7 protein-coding genes are annotated in these 25,669 nt (G+C 43.2%); 5 read left to right on the forward strand and 2 right to left on the reverse strand.

Features of this window, described 5'->3' with window-relative positions:
* Positions 1–3 precede the first annotated feature (3 nt).
* The gene (locus IPH84_18955) at positions 4–768 is read left to right on the forward strand and encodes a response regulator transcription factor (GenBank protein MBK7175243.1); all 765 of its coding nucleotides are present in this window, start codon (positions 4–6) and stop codon (positions 766–768) included.
* A gap of 7 nt (positions 769–775) precedes the next feature.
* Here IPH84_18955 and IPH84_18960 read toward each other — a convergent pair whose 3' ends face one another.
* The gene (locus tag IPH84_18960; protein MBK7175244.1) at positions 776–2,767 is read right to left on the reverse strand and encodes a hypothetical protein; all 1,992 of its coding nucleotides are present in this window, start codon (positions 2,765–2,767) and stop codon (positions 776–778) included.
* Positions 2,768–3,020: 253 nt separating this feature from the next.
* Between IPH84_18960 and IPH84_18965 the strand changes: the two genes are divergently transcribed.
* The 4 genes from IPH84_18965 to IPH84_18980 all read left to right on the forward strand — a co-directional run bounded on the left by IPH84_18965 (position 3,021) and on the right by IPH84_18980 (position 24,148).
* Positions 3,021–3,473: a hypothetical protein gene (locus IPH84_18965; protein ID MBK7175245.1), complete on the forward strand. Its 453-nt coding sequence runs from the start codon at positions 3,021–3,023 to the stop codon at positions 3,471–3,473.
* 282 nt (positions 3,474–3,755) lie between these two features.
* A complete protein-coding gene (locus IPH84_18970) occupies positions 3,756–4,310 on the forward strand; it encodes a YceI family protein (protein MBK7175246.1) in 555 nt (184 codons plus the stop codon).
* 591 nt (positions 4,311–4,901) lie between these two features.
* Complete coding sequence (locus IPH84_18975) at positions 4,902–13,124, forward strand: PKD domain-containing protein (GenBank protein ID MBK7175247.1); 8,223 nt, start codon at positions 4,902–4,904, stop codon at positions 13,122–13,124.
* Positions 13,082–24,148, forward strand: coding sequence for a PKD domain-containing protein (locus IPH84_18980; protein MBK7175248.1), 11,067 nt, complete (start codon positions 13,082–13,084; stop codon positions 24,146–24,148). Before IPH84_18975 ends, IPH84_18980 begins: the two co-directional genes overlap by 43 nt.
* A gap of 236 nt (positions 24,149–24,384) precedes the next feature.
* On the opposite strand, the gene IPH84_18985 is transcribed toward IPH84_18980, so the two are convergent.
* On the reverse strand, positions 24,385–25,662 hold the full coding sequence (locus IPH84_18985; GenBank protein MBK7175249.1) for a hypothetical protein: 1,278 nt from the start codon (positions 25,660–25,662) through the stop codon (positions 24,385–24,387).
* Positions 25,663–25,669: the final 7 nt, after the last annotated feature.

Genomic DNA, 25,669 nt, shown 5'->3' on the forward strand with positions numbered 1-25,669 from the left:
GTCATGAATGTATTGATCATTGAAGATGAAGCCGCAATTGCCCGTCGTATGCAGAAACTACTGCTCGAAATTGATCCTGCGATTACTGTAATTGAAACACTGGGTAGTGTTGAGACTTCAGTTGCATGGTTTAAATCACATACGGAACCGGACCTGGCTATTATGGATATTCAATTAGCTGACGGTTCCAGTTTTGAAATATTCGGGGAGGTACAAATCAATTGCCCTGTAATTTTCGCCACGGCATATGATCAATATGCTATACAGGCTTTCAAAGTCAACAGCATCGACTACCTGTTAAAGCCTGTTCAAAAAGAAGAACTGGCCGAAAGTCTTAAAAAATTTAAACGTTTACAGACACCATCCGGGCCCCAAGGTCTCGATTATTCAGTTATTGCCCAGATCCTGGGAGCGAAAAAGGCGGATTATCTGAAACGCCTGGTAATACGGTTCGGCGATGTTATCAAAGCGGTAGAAGTAAAGGATGTAGCCTACTTTTATACGGATGAAAAGATCGTTTATGCAACCCTGACAGAAGGAAAAACTTATCCTATCGATTTTACCCTTGACCAATTAGAGAAAAAACTTGACCCTGAACGTTTTTTCAGGATTAACAGGAAGTTTCTGATCAGCTACGAATCGATCACTAAGATGATTTCCTACAGTAAGTCACGGGTAAAGATTACTCTTGCCCCGGTAACAGAGTTGGAGGTAATCTCCAGTACTGAAAGATCAGGTGATTTCAAAGAGTGGCTGGCCGGAAAATAACTACAGATTACTTGTTTGCGGCAACTTTCGACATCACACTCTCAACTCCGGTTGCGTTACATGAGGAAATATAGTATTGAGCCCCTGTTGATGACGGGTCAAAAAATTCTGTTGCCGTAGCCGGAAGAGTAATTACGAGTATTGGTGACAACCCTTCTTGTGCCTTATAGATTTTATAGGTCTGAATTCCTTTATAAACAATGGGTATCCAGGTTAGCAGATTCCCACCCTTTTGAACCTCGCATTCCAGGCCAAAAGGAGGCAATGGCGTGTTACCCTGAAGCGAGACCGTAATCTGCTTTCCGTCTGAAACCATTAAACTGTCGGTTCCCCTTGACTGAAGACGATAGGTATAGATCTTACCATACATGGATGTCTGATCCAGGAAGTAATTGGAAACATATAACTCATTGTTTCCAGCCAGTGTAAAGAAGGGTGAGAGATCCGTTCCTGCACCGGCTTCCGTTCTGCGTGAAACAAGATATCCTTTAACCAGTGAATCCGACTTTTTTGTATCCTCCCAGAAGATATTGATTTCAATACTGTCGATAGCCGCTCTAAGAGCCCCCGGGGCTGAGATTTTAGAGCCTTTTATTGTGCCGGTGGCTACCTGGTTAGAGAGGTCACTGATTCCGTAGCCAGGTTTCTCTGTTCGAACAGCATAAACATATTGAGTGCCCCCCGATAAATCAGTCCCTGCATCAATAAAAGATGCCTTAGTGCCTGAAGTGGGAATAAAATCAGAGATGGCTTGAAAGCCTTCCTGAGCCTTTTTCCTGAAAACCCTGATTCCGGTTCCCTGTAGATCGATTGAATCAATATCGAGTTGTATTCCGCGGGCTGAACCAAATACTCCGGTAATATAAGGAGCTTGCAGCCTGCGGATATTAAAGGAACTTGCCATAACCTTGTTACTTTGTTTATAACGCGATCCGTTTGATGCGTTTGCCTGGATAAAATAATAGTAGTCTTTATCAGGTTTGATGCGGTCGTCGATAAAAGTGGTATCATTATTCCCAAGGGTTACCAGTTGAACAAAGCCTTTATCGGGCCATTCGCTGCGAAATACTGCCATTGACCTGGTGCCCTTTGGATCACTGAACTGCCAGTTCAGGGTATTCCCAAAGCGTTCAGTTAGTTTATTGACTTTCACTGAGTGAAAAACAGCCTTATTAAAGTGATCATATGTAATGGCTGATACCTGGGAGTGATTCCCGGCATTCCCCAGAAGATCAAATGGAACATAATAGTACTGGAGTTCCTTCTCCGACTGTGATGGTTTGATTGAATCGGTAAAAGTAAAATAAGTAGTATCATTGATCGTATATCGGCCAGTGGTTCCTCCGGCATTGAATGCTTTCCCGTTATCGATCCCGTGCACCATGAAAAGTGGGGAGGGATTCTTACCTGCAGTCATCCATTTGATAAAGACAGATTTTTCTGACCTGGAACTTTCAGATAACCTGACTTCATCAAACACAGCCTTAAAAGGCATGCTAATCCGCTCTGAAACCCCGGTAGACAGAGCCTTCCCATTTATATCCAATGCCTGGATCCTGTATTGAAAGGAACCTGTTCGTGCAGTTGAGTCGTGATACATTAACCCTAATGCCATTCGCACCGGGTAATGCAATATCATCCCTTTAAGAGAATCGACAGTGCCGGCCTGGCGGGCTTTATCGAACAACTGCTGCAATTTTTGCTGAGAAGGCAGCGGTTGTGATGGTAATAATTTCTTTGCCTTATCAATTGAGTTGAGAAAGTTTTTAAAGGTAACCGGGCAAGTGATTTCAGCCAGACTTTTCCAACTACTGTCAGTTTCCCTTCGTTCAATTTTGTAAATACTTACCATTTTCCCGGAAGGAATGAACTTCCCCGGGAAAAGAAAAATGCCTTCAGGGCCCGGTTTTGCAAGCTCTTCGGTTTGTGCATGAAGAGTGGCATTGCCAATGGCAAAAAAGAAGAATATAGTGAATGGCAAAAAAGTTCGAAGGTTCATAATGGTAGAATTTCGGCTCAAAATTACGTTTTTCAGCTTTCAGAATGTGAATTTCTATTTCCAGAGCTGCTGATAAGTGAATATGAAACCATAATCAGGTAATAATTCCAGTTCATCCCTTCCAAATGCCTGTTCATCAAACATTGTTTTATTGAGTTAACCGATTGAATTTACTTTGCTTCATCAAACGAAATATATCGAATCAGCGAAACCTGCCAAGATCATTTAATAACCCACTAAAAACTCAAGTACTATGAAAACACTAGTTTTATTGCCCTTACTCCTGGCCACACTTTTCATTATTTCATGCTCCAAAAGTGAAACTTCAGACCCGGCTGCTGATTTAACCGCTAACAATAACATGGTATCATCCGGCGAATGGAAAGTAACTCAATATCTTGATAGCGGCAAAGATGAAACATCGGATTTTTCGCAACTCAATGTGGTTTTTAACACTGATGGCTCAATTATTGCTACTAATGGCTCTAATACCTATACCGGAACCTGGCTTTTATCAAGCAGCAATAGTTCTTCCGACGACACACTTTATGATGACAAATCACATCGTTTCACAATAACAATTGCCGGCGACAAATTGATGCAAAAACTCAGCAAGAAATGGTTGTCGGTGAAAGTTACAGAAAATGAGATCTGGCTTAGCGATGACAATCCGTCTTCCAATGAACACCTTCATTTTGGAAGATAAGTTGAAAAGTTGTTAATAAAAACTTGTATGACAAAATGACCCAAGTTTCATTAACTAATACTGTTCCGAATCAGTTCATCCTAAAGGTATAACTCATTCAAAGCAGCTTAGCTTTCACAACCTTACTATGAGTGCTTCTCTAATGATTAATAATCAAGCCTCCTGATGCTCAGACTACAGAATAACTAAATCTTTACTACAATAGCTTCGTTTACAGGTTTTTATTGAATAAAACAGAGAGATTTTAAAAGTTAACGAACTAATTTAAAATAAAAGAGAAAAATGAAAAGAATAATTATCATCCTGTCTATTATAATTGCATCAGGAACTATTGCTGCAGCACAAAAATATATGACAAAAAATGGTACCATCAGGTTTTTTTCTGATGGACAAATGGAAAAGATTGAAGCTTTTAATCATCAGGTTAACAGTGCTTTGGATATCTCTACAGGTAGCTTTGTATTTAAGGTTTTGATTAAATCTTTTGAATTTGAAAAAGCGTTGATGCAGGAACATTTTAATGAAAACTATATGCAATCGGATCAATTTCCAACCTCTACTTTCAATGGAAAGGTTACCAATCTGAAGGACATCAATTTCGCTAAAGACGGGACCTATAAAGCAGTTGTAGAAGGAGACCTTACAATGCATGGAATCACCAATAAAATCAAGACGAATGGCACCTTTGAAATCAAGGGAGGAAAAGTGACCGGTAAATCAACATTAAAGGTGTTACTTAAGGATTACAACATCTCCATACCAAAAGCTGTGATGAATAATATTGCCGAATCCATCCAGATTGATGTAACAGTGGCAATGGATAAACTAAGTAAATAACCGTCTTTTTAAAAAAGCTTGAGTTCAATACTATCGGTGAACAGTTGCCGGGCCTCCAGTACTACAGAACTCCTTCTTAACCACTAAACCTCAAGCTTTTCAATACTCGTTTACTCCTCTGCTTGTAATCTCAACGGTGAAAACCGAATCTCCTCCCCGCTTCTAAAAAAGAAGCGGGGAGTTTTTGTATATCCAGTTATCAAATTTAACTTCCACTTTTGAACATTCTCATAATGAATGTTTTTATCTTCAAATTACCACTCATTCTCGTTTGTTTTATTACATTTGATTCATATTTAAACATACCACAAACAACACTTGTAAGCTATTGATATTTAATTGATTGCACTTGTATACAAAATTTTTTTCATTGGGAATTTAAAACCACATTATAGATAAAACCCAAACGTTCATCAGAAAATCAGAATTTAATCGCAATAATTTGAGAGATTTCTACAATTAATATTCCCTTTTTGCTTTCAAAGTGTGTTATTCCGGGCAATTCCCAGGAATAACATTCTGAATTTCTAAGTTCCGGTGTTTTTTCTATAGTACAGTGTAAACTTACATTGATGTAATTTTTCATTTGCTATGAAAAGAATCCTCTACCTCCTGCTGCTGACCTCATTTTCTCTTTCCGGTAAAGTTCTGATGGCTCAGCCTCCAACACTTTTTGCATCACCTTCAGCCTCTTATTGTGCAGGTACAAGTGGAGTTACATTGGGAATTACTAATACTATTGCCGGGAGTAACTATACATTACAAAAACAGTCTGGATCCTGGAATACTGTAGCAACAATTAATTCCGTATCAGGAGGTACCATATTTTTTCCTGGTAATTTTACATTGGGGAATTATAAGTTGACTAATCCACCTCAAACTGTGCTTACTGTTTCATTAACTCCTCTTCCAGAAACAGTATACAATATCACCCTAAGTATCGCATCTGGCGGCACATTAACCGCTAATGGTGCTGGATTCTGCAATGGATCAGCCAGTTTCCCAACGATCGGGTTAAGCGGAAGCCAGCTACCTTCCTCCGGGGTGATCTATAAACTCTATAAGGATGGTATTTGGTACAATTCGATGCAATTGGCGGGAACAGGTAGTGCCCTTTCCTTTGGTCCGATACCTGATCCTGGTGTTTATACTATCAGGGCTGAAAGAAATGGATGCGAACGTAATATGAATGGTAGCAAAACCATTTCTGTTTTCCCATTGCCAAATGTTTCATTCACACCGAATTATCTAAGTCCTCCAAATGGATGTGGCACTGTTGATTTTACCCCGGTAATCACCTATTCACCGCCAGGTTCAGGTTCACCGTATACTTATAGTTGGGATTTTGGAGCTGGAAGCAATCCCCCAACTTCTACATTATCGAATCCAACCTCTCAGTTTCCAGCATATGGTACAGGGACTCAAAACTTTCCTGTTTCCCTGCTGGTTACTGATAAAAATGGATGCCAGGGTACCTATTCAAACTCAGTATCAGTGACTCAAAGACCGGATGCACTGCTGGAGGCTTCCCCGTTTTGGAATAATTGCAGTAATAGCTCTACTTTTACGATAACCATCATCAATAAATCAACAACAGCAAGTACTAACACTGCCTACATTATTGATTGGGATGATCCCAATGATCCGGTTGATCTAAATCTGACACCCGTTCAATTTCCATTCGACGGAACAAGGATCCATACATATACGAGTACTGGTTCATTTCATCTCACTATAACAGCCGTAGGTCCTGCACCTAATAACTGTGTTGACACAAGGGTGTTTCCTGTTTTCAATGGATCTACTCCAACGGGTGGTATAACCTATAATGCCGGAATTCTGCAAGGATGTAAACCACATACAATTACATTCTATTTGAGTGGAGATGCTCAAAATAATGCACCAACCACCAATTATTTCTTTGATTTTGGCGATGGTACACCTCCATATACATTTACTCAGGAAACCATGCCAACCTTATTTCCTGATGGGAAATACCATATTAATCATACGTATCTAACGTCCTCTTGTTCCGCTCCGGGGAATTCTTTTACTCTCACGCATTATATTGAAAATCCCTGTTCTACCGTACCCAATAATGTTGGTGGAATTAAAATTTCAGAGAAATCCATTTCCGATTTTCTAAGGGACGAATTTCCGGATGATCCGATTTATGTTTGCGCCGGTGTTCCGAAGACTTACACAAATAATACTGTTGTAGGCTGTATTATTTATGCAGGAAACGTGTATAACAACACCAACTATTATTGGGATTTTTTCAACGATGGAACCATCGAGAGTACTGATTTAAATCCTGTTTTTACCTTCCCCACGCCTGGCACTTATGAAGTAAAACTTACTTCAATAACTGCTGAATCCATACCGAATAATTGTGGTGATAGCATTGTTATTCGTGAAGTATGTGTCCAGGGACAGCCAGTGGCTGATTTTGTTTTCACAGATCCCCTTCCTTATTGCATAAATACACCCTATACCCCTGTAAATAACAGCACATTCGAACCGGCTTGTTCACTACCCCAATATGTCTGGACTGTCACACCCAATTCAGGTTATACCTTCGAATCAGGGTCTAACGCTAATAGCTTTGAACCGACATTTAGTTTCTCGGTTCCTGGTGTTTATACCATTCAGTTGGCAGTCAATGTATTTTCGGGAAGTACAATTTGTAATACTTCAACCTATCAGCAGATTGTAACCATTTTGGGCCCTCCAACAGTCACAGTTAATCAGGCGAATATTGAATTATGCGGGCCTGGGGATGTTGACCTGAGCACAGCCATCAGTTATAATGCAAATGGTGGAATTATCAGCAATTACCAGTGGACTATCAATCCAACCGGGCCTACCATTACAATGCCATCTGATCCATTTCCAATTGTTACGATAACAAATGATGTAACTCAAGTCTACACCCTCACCATTGTTGCTGATAACGAATGTGGTTCTTCAACGCCTGTTCAGCTTACTATCAGCGTAACTCAAACGCTGGATAACAATGTAATTTCTTATGCAGGGAACACGAACCTATGCAGCGGAATGACACTTTCTGATGATATCATTGGTAGCTTACCTACAGGAGGCACTAATACCTATACCTATCAATGGTATATCCAGGAGTCGTCGGGTTGGGTATTATTGCCTGCCTCATCGCAAACATTAGATTATAACCAACCACTTACAATAAGCCCCACAAGTTTCAAGCGAATTGTAGTTTCCGGCAGTTGCGAATTAGAATCAAATATCATTGACATTACATTGTATCCCGGGATTCAGAATAATTCCATCCTTTCACCGCAGAGCATATGCCTCGGTGACCCTGTATCACCTATTACAGGCAGCAATCCAACCCAGGGGAATGGTACTTATACATACCTGTGGGAGGAAAGTACCAATAGTCCGTTATTTGATAACTGGGTAAGTGCGCCTGTACCAAATGACCAGTTGGGATATAATCCGGTTAGTGTTTCACAAACCACCCATTTCAGAAGGATTGTTTATTCAGGACTTTGCAATTCGACAAGCAATGAAATAGAAATCACTGTTTATCAAATACCTGTCATCAACAGCCCTGCCACTATTTCCGTTTGTTCGGGCGATGTATTAAATTATGCAATCACAAGTACAGTTCCCGGGTCGAGTTATCAGTGGAATGTTACAGATCTATCCGGAGGTACTGTTACCGGATGGAGTAATTATCCGGGAGGAAGTTTGAATGTTATACCCGATGCACTTATCAATACCTCATCAACACCTCAAAATATCCAGTATAGTATCACTCCAATTGGCCCGGCACCGACTCAGTGCACAGGATCTGCATTTACCCTCACAGTTACTGTTCGACCAGCTTTTATAAGTACTTATGCTGATAAAAGTATCAATGTTGGAACCAGCACCATTATCAATGGATTACTCACTGGTGGTACTCCCGGGTATACTTACTCCTGGGCTCCTGTTTCTATGCTTGCCTCGCCTGCCCAGGCTACCCTTGCCAATCCTCTAACTGATATCCTATATGCAAATCAGAACATTACTTTAACTGCTACTGATGGAGCTGGTTGTCAATATATTCAAACCGTTTTAATCTCAACCGGAGGTGTTTTGCTCCAGGTTGGACTTGCTGCTGATGATGCTGACCTGACTGTTTGCCAGGGAAATCCAATAACTCTTACTGCAACAGCAAGTGGAGGTTCAGGAAACGGGATTCCTGCAAATTACACATATACCTGGAGTGGTCTGCCTGTTGGTACAATCTATGTCCAACCATGGGTCGTTCAATTTATACCTTCAAGTATAGGTTCAAATACATATTCTGTTGAAGTGGATGATACTTTTACAACAGCTGATGCGAATATTTCAGTGACTGTTAATGCACATCCATCGGTCACCAGTCCACTTAGTCAGCAAATTTGTTCAGGTGAAAACATCAACTACACTCCAACCTCCGATGTAACAGGGACAACATTTACCTGGCTCCGCAATACCAATGCATGTATAACACCCCTGCCAGGAGCAAATTCCGGAAATAATACAATCAGTAACACTTTAACAAATAGTTGCAATACAGTTCAAAGCATCAGCTATACGATAACACCAACCGGACCTGCCCCAACGTTTTGCTCTGGAACTCCTCAAACGCTGGTTGTAGATGTTATGCCTGTTGCCTCTATCATTACAACACCAAATAATCAAACCATTAATTCGGGATTTTCAACATCTGCTGTTACATTAGATTCCGATGTTGCAGGTGCAAATTACCATTGGCAGTTTTATAGTGTTGATTGTCCATCCTATTTTGGAAGTTACCTCGCTGGAGGTAATACATCGACCTTGCCTGTTCAAACCTTTACTATCCTTCCCGGTGGACCAAGTTCCTGTGAAATTTGTTACGAAGCCAATGCATATGTTACACTTGGCAATGGAACACAATGTGAAGGCCCTCCTTACTACTACTGTTATACGGTGAACCTTGAGCCGGCCAAATACAATCTTGAATGCCCAAGTCCTGTATGTGAAGGCGGTACAGCATCTATCACTCTTGAATACTCTGATGTAGGAATCGAGTATCAACTATACCAGGATGGTAATCCTTATGATATCCCCCAACCGGGTTGCGATTGTCCGATAGTCTGGTCAGGCATCACCCAGGGTGGGAATTATATGGTGATTGCAACCAATACCAGTAATGGGGTTTCTGTCCCAATGAATAATAATTGCAATGTTATCTTTTATCCTAACCCGATCTCGAATTTCATTCTATCCTCAACCACCAATTGTCCGGGTGCCATTATAGCATTGAATTGGTGTGAGTCTGATGTTAGTTATCAATTATGGAGAAACGGAATTATTCCTGTAGGACCACCCCAGATCGGTCCAACTCCTCCATCTCCTCTAAATTTTGGCCCTGTTACCGATGCAGGAATATATACTATTATCGCTACTGCCAGCTATCCAGGCACTACATGTGAGTCAACAATCAATGGAAATATTGTTATTACAGCCAATCCCCAGGAATTTAGCTTCGATCCTTCAGGACCCCAGTGTGCCGGGGACGACTTTGGACTCATTGATTCTGAAACCGGAATTACCTATGAACTCTGGTGTACTCCTTTGGCAACAGGTAGCCCGATTTATATTGCAGCTTATGCGGGGACGGGGTCTGCTATTAGTTTCGGGATTCAAACCATACCCGGACCCTATTTTGTTCATGCCATAAATCCTTTTACCGGCTGTGATATTTATTTCACTGAGACCAAATTGCTTTGGCCAAACCCTGAGCCTTATAATATCTCTCCTCAGGGTCCCAATATATGCGGCCTGACAACTATTGGACTGGATGATTCACAAGTCGGTTATACCTATGAAGTTCACTTGCTTGATATAAACGGAATTCCATATCCCACACCATCACCTGATTTCACGATACAAACCGGTACAGGTTCTGCACTTGTATTTGGCACTTCCGATGCTCCCGGGACATATGTAATTATAGCTTTTGACCAGAACAATATCTGCTCAACCCAAATGTATGGCAGTGTTACGATCCTGCCCGAACCAACACAATACTGGATCTATCCTACAGGCAACATTTATTGTGTTGATCAGGCTATAGGGACAGAGATTTTCCTGGAAGACTCGGAGATAGGTGTTGATTATACCCTTAGTAACGGAGGTTCCGTTTTAATTACCCTTGCAGGCACAGGAAACCAACTGAGCTTTGGATTCCAGAACCAACCTGGAACTTATTCCATCACTGCTTTAAATCCATCAAATACCTGCACAAGTGATATGCTTGGAGATGTTACCCTATATCTTCGTCCCCAGGTTTATACTATGAATCCTGTAAACGATATTTGTCCGGGTGATGAGGAAATATGGCTGAGTAGTTCTCAAACAGGTGTTATTTATACCCTTAACACTCCCGGTGGACCTATTCCTCTGCCCGGCACAGGGGATCCATTGTATTGGGGTTATTTTCACACTCCGGGTACTTACACTATTGAAGCCACTCTGACTACAATTCCTGACTGCCCGACCTTAATGGATGGCGATGTGATAATACATCCGAATCCTGGCATTTTTGATGTGCTGCACCAGGGAATCAACTGTATCAGCACAACCATAGGCCTAAGCGGGTCAGAATTGAATACAACCTATGAACTTATTCATGAAGACGGAAGCAGCCTGACGCCTCCAGAAATATACACACCAATAGTGACAGGACTCTTCTGGTTTCCAACGCCGCAACCTGTTGGAAACTATACTGTTAAAGCTACCAATAGTTTTGGCTGTGATACTTTAATGAATGGTGTTGTAATTATTGACCTTGGGCCCACTGTTGACGCAGGCCCCACAGATCTGACCATCTGCAATACCCCACCATTCTCTGTCTCCTTAACAGGTAATGCTACAAACTTTTCATCTGTAACCTGGACAAGTTCATCGAGCGGGAGTTTCTCCGACCCGAATAACCTGTTAACTACTTATATTTTAGCCCCGGAAGATATCAGTTCCCAGATGGTCGTTCTCACCCTGACAGCCTTTGGGACAGGAGGATGCCTTGGAACACAGGTTACTGACCAGATTACCATTCATATCTTATCCCCTTTTGCTGATGCGGGGCCTGATCAGGTTATCTGTGAAGGCGCATCTGTATTGCTCGACGGAACCATTAACGGCGGAACAACCACAGGCCTTTGGTCCAGTAGCGGAGATGGAACCTTTTTGCCGGATCCTGCGACTATTGATGCTGAATATGTCCCTGGAATTGCCGATATCACCTTAGGAACTGTGACTCTTACGCTTACTACAACCAATGCTGCACCATGCCCCGATATCTCTGATGATCTTTTAGTGACGATAAATCCTATTCCGGTGGTCACTGATCCTGTTGACCAGGTACTCTGCAATGGTTCATTATCTCTACCCGTAATTTTCAATGGCTCTGTCCCGGGAACTGTTTTCACCTGGACCAATACCCTTCCTGCTATTGGCCTTGCAGGCAGCGGAACAGGGGATATCCCGGCTTTCACGGCAGTGAATAATGGCAGCACTCCTGTTGTGGCCAGCATAACTGTAACGCCAACCTTTACATTTGGAGGCGTTAGCTGTACCGGTAATCAGCAAACCTTCACCATCACTGTAAATCCAAATGGACAACTTAACGATCCACTTGACCAGGTAGTTTGTAATGGGGATTTGACGGATGCTGTTGCCTTTTCCACTATTAATACCATTGGAACAACAACCTATAACTGGACCAACGACCTTACCTCCATTGGCCTTGCTGCCAGTGGTTCCGGGGATATTGCAGCTTTTACAGCTATTAATACCGGGACTGCGCCGGTTATTGCAACAATCACAGTTACACCTACCTTCTCAAACGGGAGTGTGGATTGCATCGGAACAGCTCAAACATTTACCATTACTGTGAATCCAAACGGACAGGTGAATGATCCTGCCGACCAGGTGGTATGCAATGGAGATCTGACGAATCCAGTCATTTTCACCACCAATAATACCGTTGGAACAACCACTTACAACTGGACCAATGACCTGACTTCCATCGGCCTGCCTGCCAGTGGTACCGGGGATATTGCAGCTTTTACAGCTATTAATACCGGGACTGCGCCGGTTGTTGCAACGATCACAGTTACACCTACCTTCTCAAACGGGAGTGTGGATTGCATCGGAACAGCTCAAACATTTACCATTACCGTGAATCCGAACGGACAGGTGAATGATCCGATTGATCAGGTGGTTTGTAATGGAGATCTGACGAATCCTGTCATTTTCACCACCAATAATACCGTTGGAACAACTACTTACAACTGGACCAATGACCTGACCTCCATCGGTCTGGCTGCCAGTGGTACCGGGGATATTGCAGCTTTTACAGCTATTAATACCGGGACTGCGCCGGTTATTGCAACAATCACGGTTACCCCTACCTTCTCAAACGGGAGTGTGGATTGTATCGGAACAGCTCAAACATTTACCATTACCGTGAATCCGAACGGACAGGTGAATGATCCTGCCGACCAGGTGGTATGCGATGGAGATCTGACGAATGCGGTCATTTTCACCACCAATAATACCGTTGGAACAACTACCTACAACTGGACCAATGACCTGACCTCCATCGGTCTGGCTGCCAGTGGAACAGGGGATATTGCAGCTTTTACAGCTATTAAAACCGGGACTGCGCCGGTTGTTGCAACAATCACGGTTACCCTACCTTCTCTAACGGGAGTGTGGATTGCATCGGAACAGCTCAAACATTTACCATTACCGTGAATCCGAACGGACAGGTGAATGATCCTGCCGACCAGGTGGTATGCAATGGAGATCTGACGAATGCGGTCATTTTCACCACCAATAATACCGTTGGAACAACCACCTACAACTGGACCAATGACCTGACCTCCATCGGCCTGGCTGCAAGCGGAACAGGGGATATTGCAGCTTTTACAGCTATTAATACCGGGACTGCGCCGGTTGTTGCAACGATCACAGTTACCCCTACCTTCTCAAACGGGAGTGTGGATTGCATCGGTACAGCTCAAACATTTACCATTACAGTGAATCCGAACGGACAGGTGAATGATCCTGCTGACCAGGTGGTTTGTAATGGAGACCTGACGAATCCAGTCATTTTCACCACCAATAATACCGTTGGAACAACTACTTACAACTGGACCAATGACCTGACCTCCATCGGCCTGGCTGCCAGCGGAACAGGGGATATTGCAGCTTTTACAGCTATTAATACCGGGACTGCGCCGGTTGTTGCAACAATCACTGTTACACCTACCTTCTCAAACGGGAGTGTGGATTGCATCGGAACAGCTCAAACATTTACCATTACCGTGAATCCGAACGGACAGGTGAATGATCCTGCCGACCAGGTGGTTTGTAATGGAGACCTGACGAATCCAGTCATTTTCACCACCAATAATACCGTTGGAACAACCACCTACAACTGGACCAATGACCTGACTTCCATCGGCCTTGCTGCCAGTGGAACAGGGGATATTGCAGCTTTTACAGCTATTAATACCGGGACTGCGCCGGTTGTTGCAACAATCACCGTTACCCCTACCTTCTCAAACGGGAGTGTGGATTGTATCGGAACAGCTCAAACATTTACCATTACTGTGAATCCAAACGGACAGGTGAATGATCCTGCCGACCAGGTGGTTTGCGATGGAGATCTGACGAATGCGGTCATTTTCAGCACCAATAATACCGTTGGAACAACTACCTACAACTGGACCAATGACCTGACTTCCATCGGTCTGGCTGCCAGCGGAACAGGGGATATTGCAGCTTTTACAGCTATTAATACCGGGACTGCGCCGGTTGTTGCAACGATCACAGTTACACCTACCTTCTCAAACGGGAGTGTGGATTGCATCGGAACAGCTCAAACATTTACCATTACCGTGAATCCTAACGGACAGGTGAATGATCCTGCCGACCAGGTGGTTTGTAATGGAGACCTGACGAATCCAGTCATTTTCACCACCAATAATACCGTTGGAACAACTACTTACAACTGGACCAATGACCTGACTTCCATCGGCCTGGCTGCAAGCGGAACAGGGGATATTGCAGCTTTTACAGCTATTAATACCGGGACTGCACCGGTTGTTGCAACAATCACTGTTACCCCTACCTTCTCAAACGGGAGTGTGGATTGCATCGGAACAGCTCAAACATTTACCATTACCGTGAATCCGAACGGACAGGTGAATGATCCTGCCGACCAGGTGGTATGCGATGGAGATCTGACGAATGCAGTCATTTTCACCACCAATAATACCGTTGGAACAACCACCTACAACTGGACCAATGACCTGACTTCCATCGGCCTGGCTGCCAGCGGAACAGGGGATATTGCAGCTTTTACAGCTATTAATACCGGGACTGCGCCGGTTGTTGCAACGATCACAGTTACACCTACCTTCTCAAACGGGAGTGTGGATTGTATCGGAACAGCTCAAACATTTACCATTACCGTGAATCCGAACGGACAGGTGAATGATCCGATTGATCAGGTGGTTTGTAATGGAGACCTGACGAATCCAGTCATTTTCACCACTAATAATACCGTTGGAACAACCACCTACAACTGGACCAATGACCTGACTTCCATCGGTCTGGCTGCCAGCGGAACAGGGGATATTGCAGCTTTTACAGCTATTAATACCGGGACTGCGCCGGTTGTTGCAACGATTACAGTTACTCCTACCTTCTCAAACGGGAGTGTGGATTGCATCGGAACAGCTCAAACCTTTACCATTACTGTGAATCCGAACGGACAGGTGAATGATCCTACTGACCAGGTGGTTTGTAATGGAGACCTGACGAATGCGGTCATTTTCACCACCAATAATACCGTTGGAACAACCACCTACAACTGGACCAATGACCTGACCTCCATCGGCCTGGCTGCAAGCGGAACAGGGGATATTGCAGCTTTTACAGCTATTAATACCGGGACTGCGCCGGTTGTTGCAACGATCACTGTTACACCTACCTTCTCAAACGGGAGTGTGGATTGTATCGGAACAGCTCAAACATTTACCATTACTGTGAATCCGAACGGACAGGTGAATGATCCTGCCGACCAGGTGGTATGCAATGGAGATCTCACGAATGCGGTCATTTTCACCACCAATAATACCGTTGGAACAACTACTTACAACTGGACCAATGACCTGACTTCCATCGGCCTGGCTGCAAGCGGAACAGGGGATATTGCAGCTTTTACAGCTATTAATACCGGGACTGCGCCGGTTGTTGCAACGATCACTGTCACCCCTACCTTCTCAAACGGGAGTGTGGATTGCATCGGAACAGCTCAAACATTTACCATTACCGTGAATCCGAACGGACAGGTGAATGATCCAACTGACCAGGTAGTATGTAGCGGGGACCTGACAAGTAATGTTGTCTTTACCACTATTAATACAGGTGGAACCACTACTTACAACTGGACCAATGATTTACCATCCATAGGCCTTGCGGCAAGCGGAACAGGTAATATTCCAGCATTTAATGCAATGAATACAACCACAGCACCCGTTGTTGCTACCATCACAGTAACTCCAACTTATACTTATGGAGGAGAAGATTGTATCGGAATCTCGCAAACTTTTACCATCCGGGTAAATCCGAGCGGATTGATTACCAATCTTGCCGACCAGGTGGTTTGTAATGGAAGCCTCACCAATGCGGTTGTGTTTGCTACCAACAATACCGGAGGAACTACTACCTATACCTGGACCAATACTGAACCAGGCATTGGACTACCCTCATCCGGGACAGGTAACATCCCTTCATTTACTGCAATAAATAACGGAACTACCCCGGTTGTTGCAATGATAACAGTGACCCCTACCTTTACCAGCGGAAGCTATAATTGTCCGGGGACTCCACAAACCTTCACCATTACAGTGAATCCACTTGGCCAGGTAAATGTTCCGGTTGATTATGTGGTTTGTAATGGTAATCTGACCGCTGCTGTTATCTTTTCAACTAACAACACAGGAGGAACAACCACGTACAACTGGACAAATAATCAGCCCTCTATTGGCTTGCCGGCTAATGGAACTGGTAATCTACCTATCTTTTTAGCTGTAAATACTGGCACCTCACCACTTGTAGCCATTATTACAGTTACTCCGGTGTTCTCAAATGGAGGAATTGATTGCCAGGGGGCACTTCAAACCTTCACAATTACAATAAATCCGACTGCCCAGGTAATTGACCCTGTTGACCAGGTGGTGTGTAATGGAAGCAATACCACTACAGTAATCTTCGGGACCAATAATACCGGGGGAACAACTACCTACAATTGGATAAACACCGATCCTGGTATTGGTCTGGCCGTAAGCGGAACCGGTGATATTGCTGCCTTTACTGCAATAAACACAGGTTTACTCCCAGTTGTGGCAACAATTACCGTAACACCGACTTTCACGAATGGTGGTGTTGGTTGTACCGGTCCTTCCCAAACATTTACCATTACTGTGAATCCGGCGGGGCAGGTGATTGACCCTGCAGACCAGGTGGTTTGCCAGGGAGGCCTTACCAATGCTGTCGTTTTTAGTAGCAATAATACTGGTGGAACAGTGATCTATAACTGGACTAACAGCCAGCCCGGGATTGGACTTCCATCTTCCGGAACCGGTAATATCAATGCTTTTACTGCCATCAACAATGGCCTTTCTCCAATAATAGCCACTATAACAGTAACCCCAATTTTTTCAAGCGGATCAGTAAGTTGTCCGGGCAACCCACAAGTATTCACAATTACAGTGAATCCGGCAGGACATGTAAACGCTCCGATTGACCAGGTAGTTTGTAATAATACCCTCACAAGTTCAGTAGTGCTTTCAACCAATAATTCAGGTGGAGTTACCACTTATAACTGGATTAATGATCAGCCATCAATTGGATTGCCTGCCAGTGGAACCGGAGATATTCCAATTTTCAATGCAACCAATTCAGGATTCAGTCCGGTCATAGCAACCATTACCATCACTCCAGTATTCTCAAATGGCGGGGTTTCATGTTCCGGGAATACTGAAGCCTTCACAATTACTGTGAATCCATCAGGTAATGTAGTTGATCCCGTCGACCAGGTTGTCTGCAATGGAAATCTCACCTCAAGTGTGATCTTTACCACCAATAATAGTGGTGGAATCACCACTTTCAACTGGACGAATAATACGACTTCTATTGGTCTTCCGGCAAGCGGAACCGGCGACATTTTCGCATTTGCAGCAATAAATACAACCTCCACTCCCATTACAGCAAGTATCATTGTAATACCCACTTTCTCAAACGGAGGGGTAAGCTGTAATGGTCCGGCAGAGACTTTTACCATTACAGTGAATCCAACAGGCCAGGTTAATGATCCTGTTGATCAAACCAAGTGTCATGGTGAATTAACAGATCCTGTTGTATTCAACACTGTAAATTCAGGAGGTGTAACAACTTATACCTGGACCAATAGTAATCCTGCCATAGGACTTCCTGCCAGCGGAACAGGCAATATTTCTTCCTTTGCGCCGATAAATGCCGGAGGAGCCATTGCAGTTGCTGTTATTACAGTTACCCCGCATTTTACGAACGGGGGCATTACCTGTGATGGTCCGGCTCAAACATTTTCGATTACTGTATTTCCAATCTTTTTGGTAGGGTCTGTTGAAAATGATCAGAGTATCTGCTACAACGCGGTTCCTGCAGAACTCATCGGAACACCTCCCACCGGTGGGAATACCCCTTACTCCTATCAGTGGCAATATTCCATTGATTATGGTATCAACTGGTACGATGTTTCACCCAATGGAACCGGTCTGAATTATCAACCCGGTGCTTTGACCCAGACTACTATGTACAGGCAGGTTCAGAGCTCATTTAGCGGATGTGGTTCCCTTACAACCAATGAGATCACCATTGAGGTTCGTATTCCAACAGCTTATGCAGGGCCAAATGATACTATTTGCGGCATGCAACCCTATACATTGTCATATGCCACAGCAAATCATGCTTTGAACTACACCTGGACAACTTCAGGTACGGGTACTTTCACAGGGCAATACTCCCTTATTGCCACCTATTTCCCAACACCTGCTGATATGGCTAATGGGAGTGTAATTCTCACTTTGACTATAGAGGACATTTGCGGGAATACTGTGGAAGATCATATGACACTTACCCTTGGACAAGAGCCTGCATCATTCTTTTCATACAGCACTCCAACTTGTAACAATTACGCGATTCAATTCATGGATCAGTCGAGTGTGAGCAATGGATATATCCGAACCTGGATCTGGGATTTTGGCGATGGAACCACGGATACCATACATTTCCCGAATAGTCCGAATATTGGCCATGTTTTTGCTAATCCCGGCCCTTCATTCTTCGTAAAACTTAAAGTGATCACCTCCCTGGGGTGTACTGATGAATTCCAACAGGTTGTAACCCTGCTGCAAGCCCCGGTAGCCAATTTCTATTTTTCGAATATCGGTTGTGAAAACGAACCCGTTCAATTTACCAATGCCTCACAGATTAACGGTTCAGTAGGACTTCAACCTTTCTCATGGAATTTTGGGGATCCAACAACAGGGGTTAGCAATGTGTCGAACCTGGAAGATCCGACCCACCTGTTTTCTGATTCAGGAACCTATATTGTCAGGCTCATCGTAGTCAATTATAACAATTGCCTTGATACAATCATCAAAGAGGTTCATATTGATCCGGCCCCGGCAGTTGAATATACGTATGACATCAGTTGTATGAATGAGCCTGTTTATTTCAATCCCGATACCAATGTGATGAATGTGAACAGCATTTCAACCTGGCTCTGGGATTTTGGAGACGGGATTACTTCACATATCAGGAATATTGCACATGTTTTTCTATCACCCGGGAATTACCAGGTATCGCTAACAGTAACGGATACTGCAGGATGTAGTAATGAAATCGTTCATGAAGTAGTGATTGATCCATTACCGATTGCTCATTTTGATGCCGGTAGCACCAATTGCGCGGATTCTACTGTACACTTCAATGAGTTATCTTCCACTTCATCAGGATACATTGTGAGATGGGAATGGGATTTTGGTGATGGAACAACGGCTGTGGTTCTTCATCCAAATGACCCCAATGTAAGTCATACCTATGCCCTTCAGGGATCCTACCCTGTTTCTCTGACGGTAATTCAATCCGACAGTTGCACCAATACTGAAACACAGACTATTATCATCTATCCTCACCCTGTTTCAAACTTCGATTTCGTAAGCCCGGCCTGTGATAACAACCCGGTATCCTTCCTTGATCTGTCGCAAAGCAATGGAGGAGGGAATATTGTACAATGGCAATGGAATTTCGGTGATCCCAACTCGGGAGTTTCTAATACCTCACCTTTACAGAATCCTGAGCATGACTTCACTACTGCAGGGCAATTTGTGGTTACACTTACCACAACAACCTCTAACGGATGTATAGATACCTACTTTGATACAGTTGTTATTAAATCAAGGCCCAATGTTGATTTTACCTATGAAAGCAATTGCCAGAATTCAGAGGTTCAGTTTCACCCGGATCCGATAGTAATGAATGTTGGAGCCATTGCTAACTGGAGCTGGAATTTCGGAGATGGCGGAACATCAACACTACAATCACCGGCTCATACCTTCAGTACCACCGGTCAGTTTATCATTACCCTAACCGTTGAGGATACAGCAGGATGCACGAATACCATTATTAAGCCTATCCAGGTTGTTCCACAACCCTATTCTGATTTCACAACCAGTCAACCTACCTGCAATGAAACCGCCATTCAGTTTACCAGCCTGGCAAGCACTCCTTCGGGCTATATTGTACGCTGGACCTGGAATTTCGGAGATGGAAATATTGTAACCGTAAATAATATTGGCAACCCCAATGTTTCACATACCTATACCAATTACGGGACATTCAATGCATCCCTAACGATAAAGACCAGTGACAGTTGCACACAAATCATGGTGAAACCCATTGTGGTATCGCCTGTACCATTGGCTAATTTTTCCTTTACTGCAGGATGTGTGAATCAACCGGTTACTTTCAATGATCTCTCACAGAGTGGAACCGGAAGTATGGCATCATGGTTCTGGAATTTCGGAGATCCTACTACAGGAAATGCTAACTTTTCAACCCAGCAAAACCCGACCCATACTTTTTCAACCGCCAGTTCTTCTTTCACCGTTAGCCTGATGGTTACCAATAGTGTCGGATGTTATGATACAGTAATTCATGTAGTGAATACAACTCCTGTTCCCGGCGTTGATTTCTCTTATTCTGAGGGCTGCTCGAATGATACAACCTCCTTCATCAGTTCAACATTTGTAAATACTGCAACTACAACTGAATGGCTTTGGAGTTTCGGAGATGGGATCACCTCAACAGAGATGGATCCAATCCATGTTTATGTCGCCACAGGCACATATATCGTTCAATTAACTATTACCGATAACAATGGCTGCCAGAACACAAAAACACATACACTGATCATAACAGCCCCACCGGTTGCCTTATTCCAGCCTTCCGCTGAGCGTTGTGCCGGAAGTCCTATTTCATTCAGCGACCTGACGAATCCAATGGGAGGAGACCTTTCCACGTGGTTCTGGGATTTTGGAGATGGTACCACAATAATGGTTAATGATCCTGCCAGCGCTTCCGTTGAACATACCTATTCAGCCCCCGGCAATTTTATTGTAATACTGCGTGTTACAACCACCCAGGGATGTGAAGATGATACACAACAGACATTAACCATTGCACCCAATCCATTAGCCTTCTTTACTTATACAAATTTATGTGAAGATACAGCTGTGAGTTTTACCGGGGTACCCGGACAAAATGGAGGATCAGCCATTATTGGATATGTGTGGAATTTTGGGGATCCGGCATCCGGAATAAGCAATACATCCACACTACAGAATCCTTATCATGTCTATATCAATCCTGGACTATACCAGGTCAGCCTGATTGAAATCAATGCCGAAGGATGCACTGACAGTATAACTCAGCCTGTTATCATTCGGGCCCAGCCACAGGTGGATTATTCGTGGAATAGTACTTGCCTTGGAACAGAGACCTATTTCACTGTCAATCCTACTACCACGCAAATCCCGGCAGTTGCCGTTTTCCACTGGGATTTTGGAGATGGTTCCTATTCGAATATCCAGGATCCGGTGCACCTCTTTTCCTCAGCCACTACATACATTGTAACCCTTACCATTACTGACACTACAGGTTGTGTGAACTCCAGGACCTATCCTGTAAATATCAGTCCGAAACCTAACGCCCTCTTCAGTTTCAATAGTGGCTGCCTGAATTCAATGGTTCAGTTTGAAGATGAATCGTTCACACCAAACGGAGAGCCAATTACAGCCTGGAGATGGGATTTCGGTGTAACAACAGCTACAAACGATACCTCAAGCCTGCAAAATCCTGTATGGATATATACATCAGCCGGATTTTATAATGTAAGCCTGATCGTCTCAACCGGAGGAATTTGCATGGATACTATCATATCCACCATCCAGGTGTTTGGAGTACCTACTGCTGCCTTCCAGTATACAGCAGCTCCCTGTAATAATGGAACTGTATATTTCCAGGATTCCTCTTACAGTCAACAGGCTACTATCACCAGTTGGTACTGGGTGTTTGAACCGGGACAGTTTTCAACCCTGCAGGATCCTGTTTATCATTTCACTTCTCAGGATACCTGTCATACTGTGATGCTTGTAGTAACCGATATGAGGGGATGTATTGACACCCTTGTAAAACAGGTTTGCACACCAACCACTCTTCTTGCAACCTTTACCTATACCCCGACCTGTGAACTTGATACCACCTATTTCAGCCCTGTATTGTTAAGTCCGGCAGGTGATTCACTGGTTTCATTCAACTGGAACTTTGGGGAACCCTCTTCTGGAATCAATAATACCTCCACTTTGAGAAATCCGTCACATTATTACAGTGAAGCCGGAACTTATACTGTGATCCTTCAGACAAAAGATAAATTTGACTGTGAAGCCCAGAAAATTTTGTTTGTAGTCGTGAAGCCATTACCCATTGCAGCATTTACTCATATTGAAGGAATTTGTGACAGCATTATCATCTTCAATAAACCTACCGGAAGCAGTAATATCAATAAATGGCACTGGGATTTCGGGGATGGCACTACCAGAGATTTGTCGGGAATCCATCCTGATACCATTCAGCATAAATTTCCCGACATAGGACCCTTCTCTGTGAAACTTACAGTAACCAATTCCAATTTCTGTTCAAATGATGTTGAAAATCCCGTATTTGTCAAACCTTGTCTGCAGGCTCATTTGAGCAGTCTGGGTGACACCATTTGCCAGTATCAGGTCAATGAGTTCATTGATCAGAGCACAAGCGGGATTGGAATCACTTCCTGGAGGTGGACCTTTGGTGATGGGGATACACTTACTTACACCACGTTACAGAATCCGATCAGGCATCAGTATGACTCCACCGGTTTATTCAATGTAAGGTTGTTGGTTTCCACTCAAATTGATGGAGTGATGGTGCAGGATTCTGCGGATTTTTCAGTGCTGGTTCAACCGACACCTACTGCAGCATTTACAACAAAGAATGAGTGTTTTGGTGTTCCCATTCAGTTTAACAATTCATCCCTGAATAATAATACCTTAATCACCTCATATTCATGGCAGTTTGGTGATAATAGCCCTTCAGATACCGCGTTCCATTCGTTACATTTATATGCTCAGCCTGGCAACTTCAATGTGAAGCTGATCATTGAAAACAACCTGGGATGTTCTGATACAGCAACATTGCCAGTAAGCGTTTATTCCATTCCAAAGCCTGATTTCAGCATTACAAATGCCTGTTTAAATAAGCTGGCTCATTTTGAAAACCTGACCCCGGTGGAATTTGCAATTCTAGACTCTGTGAGATGGGAATTCAATAATGGTAATATCCTGGTTGAATCTTTTGAAACAGACCCGAACCTGATTTTTACTGAAAAAGGTACCTACCTGGTGAACTTGTATGTTAAAGATATCAATGGCTGTGAAGCATCCATCGATACAACTATGCAGATTTATCCCGGCCCGAGGAGTGGTTTCACCTATTCGGAAACCATGGAAAATAACGAGGTTTACCTTACCATGATCAATGAATCCCGAGGGGCTCAATTTGATACACTTAACTACCACTGGGATTTGATCAATGCCAACTACAGTCAGTATGTATACCAATCAGAAGCAGAAAATGCGGTATTCCGTTTACCGGATTATCCTATTAATGTAAACGATTACTATGATAATGATGAGTACTATACCTTAAGCCTTATTACAACAAATAAATATGGTTGTATGGATACCCTGACCAGGGATTATTTATATAAAGGCTTGTTTGTCCCTACTGCAATTGCGCCTGCAAACTTTAATTCCGCACTCAGGGTATTCCAGCCCCAGGGAAAAGGATTGAAGAGTTACCAGATTGAAGTATTCGATCGCTGGGGTAACCTTTTATGGTCAAGTACTGATCTGCAGAATGGGATGGGTGATATCGGCGTTGGAGAGGAATACTCACACCCGGGACCCGGATGGGATGGCAGGTATAATGATGAATTTGTTGAAATTGGCGTATATGTTTGGAAAGTGCATGCTGTCTTTAAAGATGGAAGTGTGTGGCAGGGTGTAAATGCCGGTGAAGACAAAGATCTTTCAGGTTTTGTTTATGGGACTTTGATGGTGATTCGTTAGCAGGAAAGGAGGATAGTTCTTCAATAGAATTCTTTTGACAAGGGAAAGGAATTGGAGAAAAATGTCTGAACTGAGATTGAAGCAGATTTAGCAGATGAATCGTATTAATTGTGGGAAATACCAATAAAATCCAATCATAAACAAGCATGGGGTTCATAAGAATGAACCCCATGCTTGTTTTATTGAAACTCAATGTCTTGCTGGCTAGCTGAGAGTCACTTATCTCATGATCCCGATTAAAAGAAGTAGTAAAATGCCAACAGTAATCTAAGATTAGTGACTGTTTGCAAATTAGTGTCGACAACGCCTGAAGTATTTACCTTTCCATACTGGGCTGTGGTATACTCCAGCTCTGTGGCAAACCTCATTTTTTCAAAATTGGCAATGATACGGGGCGAAACTCTGTACACATAGTCAATATTGGATCCCCTGCTATAATAGATTCCGATATTATCCTTTGCACTTCCCAGGTTTTTAGTGAACCCTCCAAAGATGCCAGCCTGGATTTTTCCATTGGTTGCTATTTCAGTCCAGACAGACATGATTTTTACCGGTGAATAATCATATTTCAGCATTGCGTTATCGGTGACAGAAGCAACAGAATAACCTCCCAGCATAACCATATCAAACAGGTTGCTGCCGGTAAGAGCGTGTACCTTAATTGTGACTGGTTTCAGTTTTAGTTTTGAATAGACGGATATAGCATTTGATGTCACTTTCTCGTCACCCACATAATAAACACTATCCAACTTGGTATTTTTATCCACCTGCGAAAAAAGGCGAGGGACAAGACTCTTGTATTCTCCGCCAACACCAATCATCCATTCGGATTGATCATTCCATTTATGCGAAAATTGCAGGTGTAGGTTCATGTCAGGAAGCACAGCATTTCTTAAGTATTTTGAGTTAGCCCCATCCGGGCCCGTACTTGTGAAATCCCTTTGTTCAGCTGCTGCCAGGATCAATTTGAAGCCTTTTATTTTGTGCGACACCCTGATCTGCGGATTGCGGGAAAATGGTTGAAAAGGAGCGCCTGTATTGAACGAAACCACATCAGGAAAGCACTCCGGAACAAAGAGCGGATGCCAGTACTGCCCAACCAGTAATTCCGTAGAAGTCCAATTCATTTTCAGGAATGCATGACGAAGCCTGAATCCGTTTACATCGGCAAAACCAGCATTCTCATTTCCAAAAAAATCAGCTTCCAGTAACGCAGATGTTTTGGCTTTTAAGACATCAGGTCCTGTGATCTTCCCTGTTAACCTGCTTTGAATGGACAGAATCCCAAACTGATCCTTTTCATTGATATCCTTACCATTAAGGTCCGCTTTAATATTATCGGGGTACAACAGGAAGTGACCTTCGCGGATATTTACTGTTTGCCTTGAGTCATAGTACATATCGGTTTTAACAAATCCCGAAAAACTGATCCCGAATTTAGGTTCTTCCTTCTTTTCCTGTGCCTTGATGCTTAGTGAAGCAAAAAACAATAACACTAAAAGTACTTTCTTCATCTTAGTA

The sequence above is a fragment of the Bacteroidales bacterium genome (genome assembly GCA_016707785.1).
Taxonomy (GTDB): domain Bacteria; phylum Bacteroidota; class Bacteroidia; order Bacteroidales; family UBA4417; genus UBA4417.

What these genes read in the sequence shown, in the direction of transcription:
- IPH84_18975 (MBK7175247.1), top strand. Translation starts at nt 4,902, where the DNA reads ATGAAAAGAATCCTCTACCTCCTGCTGCTGACCTCATTTTCTCTTTCC.
- IPH84_18970 (MBK7175246.1), top strand. Translation starts at nt 3,756, where the DNA reads ATGAAAAGAATAATTATCATCCTGTCTATTATAATTGCATCAGGAACT.
- IPH84_18965 (MBK7175245.1), top strand. Translation starts at nt 3,021, where the DNA reads ATGAAAACACTAGTTTTATTGCCCTTACTCCTGGCCACACTTTTCATT.
- IPH84_18955 (MBK7175243.1), top strand. Translation starts at nt 4, where the DNA reads ATGAATGTATTGATCATTGAAGATGAAGCCGCAATTGCCCGTCGTATG.
- IPH84_18985 (MBK7175249.1), bottom strand. Translation starts at nt 25,662, where the DNA reads ATGAAGAAAGTACTTTTAGTGTTATTGTTTTTTGCTTCACTAAGCATC.
- IPH84_18960 (MBK7175244.1), bottom strand. Translation starts at nt 2,767, where the DNA reads ATGAACCTTCGAACTTTTTTGCCATTCACTATATTCTTCTTTTTTGCC.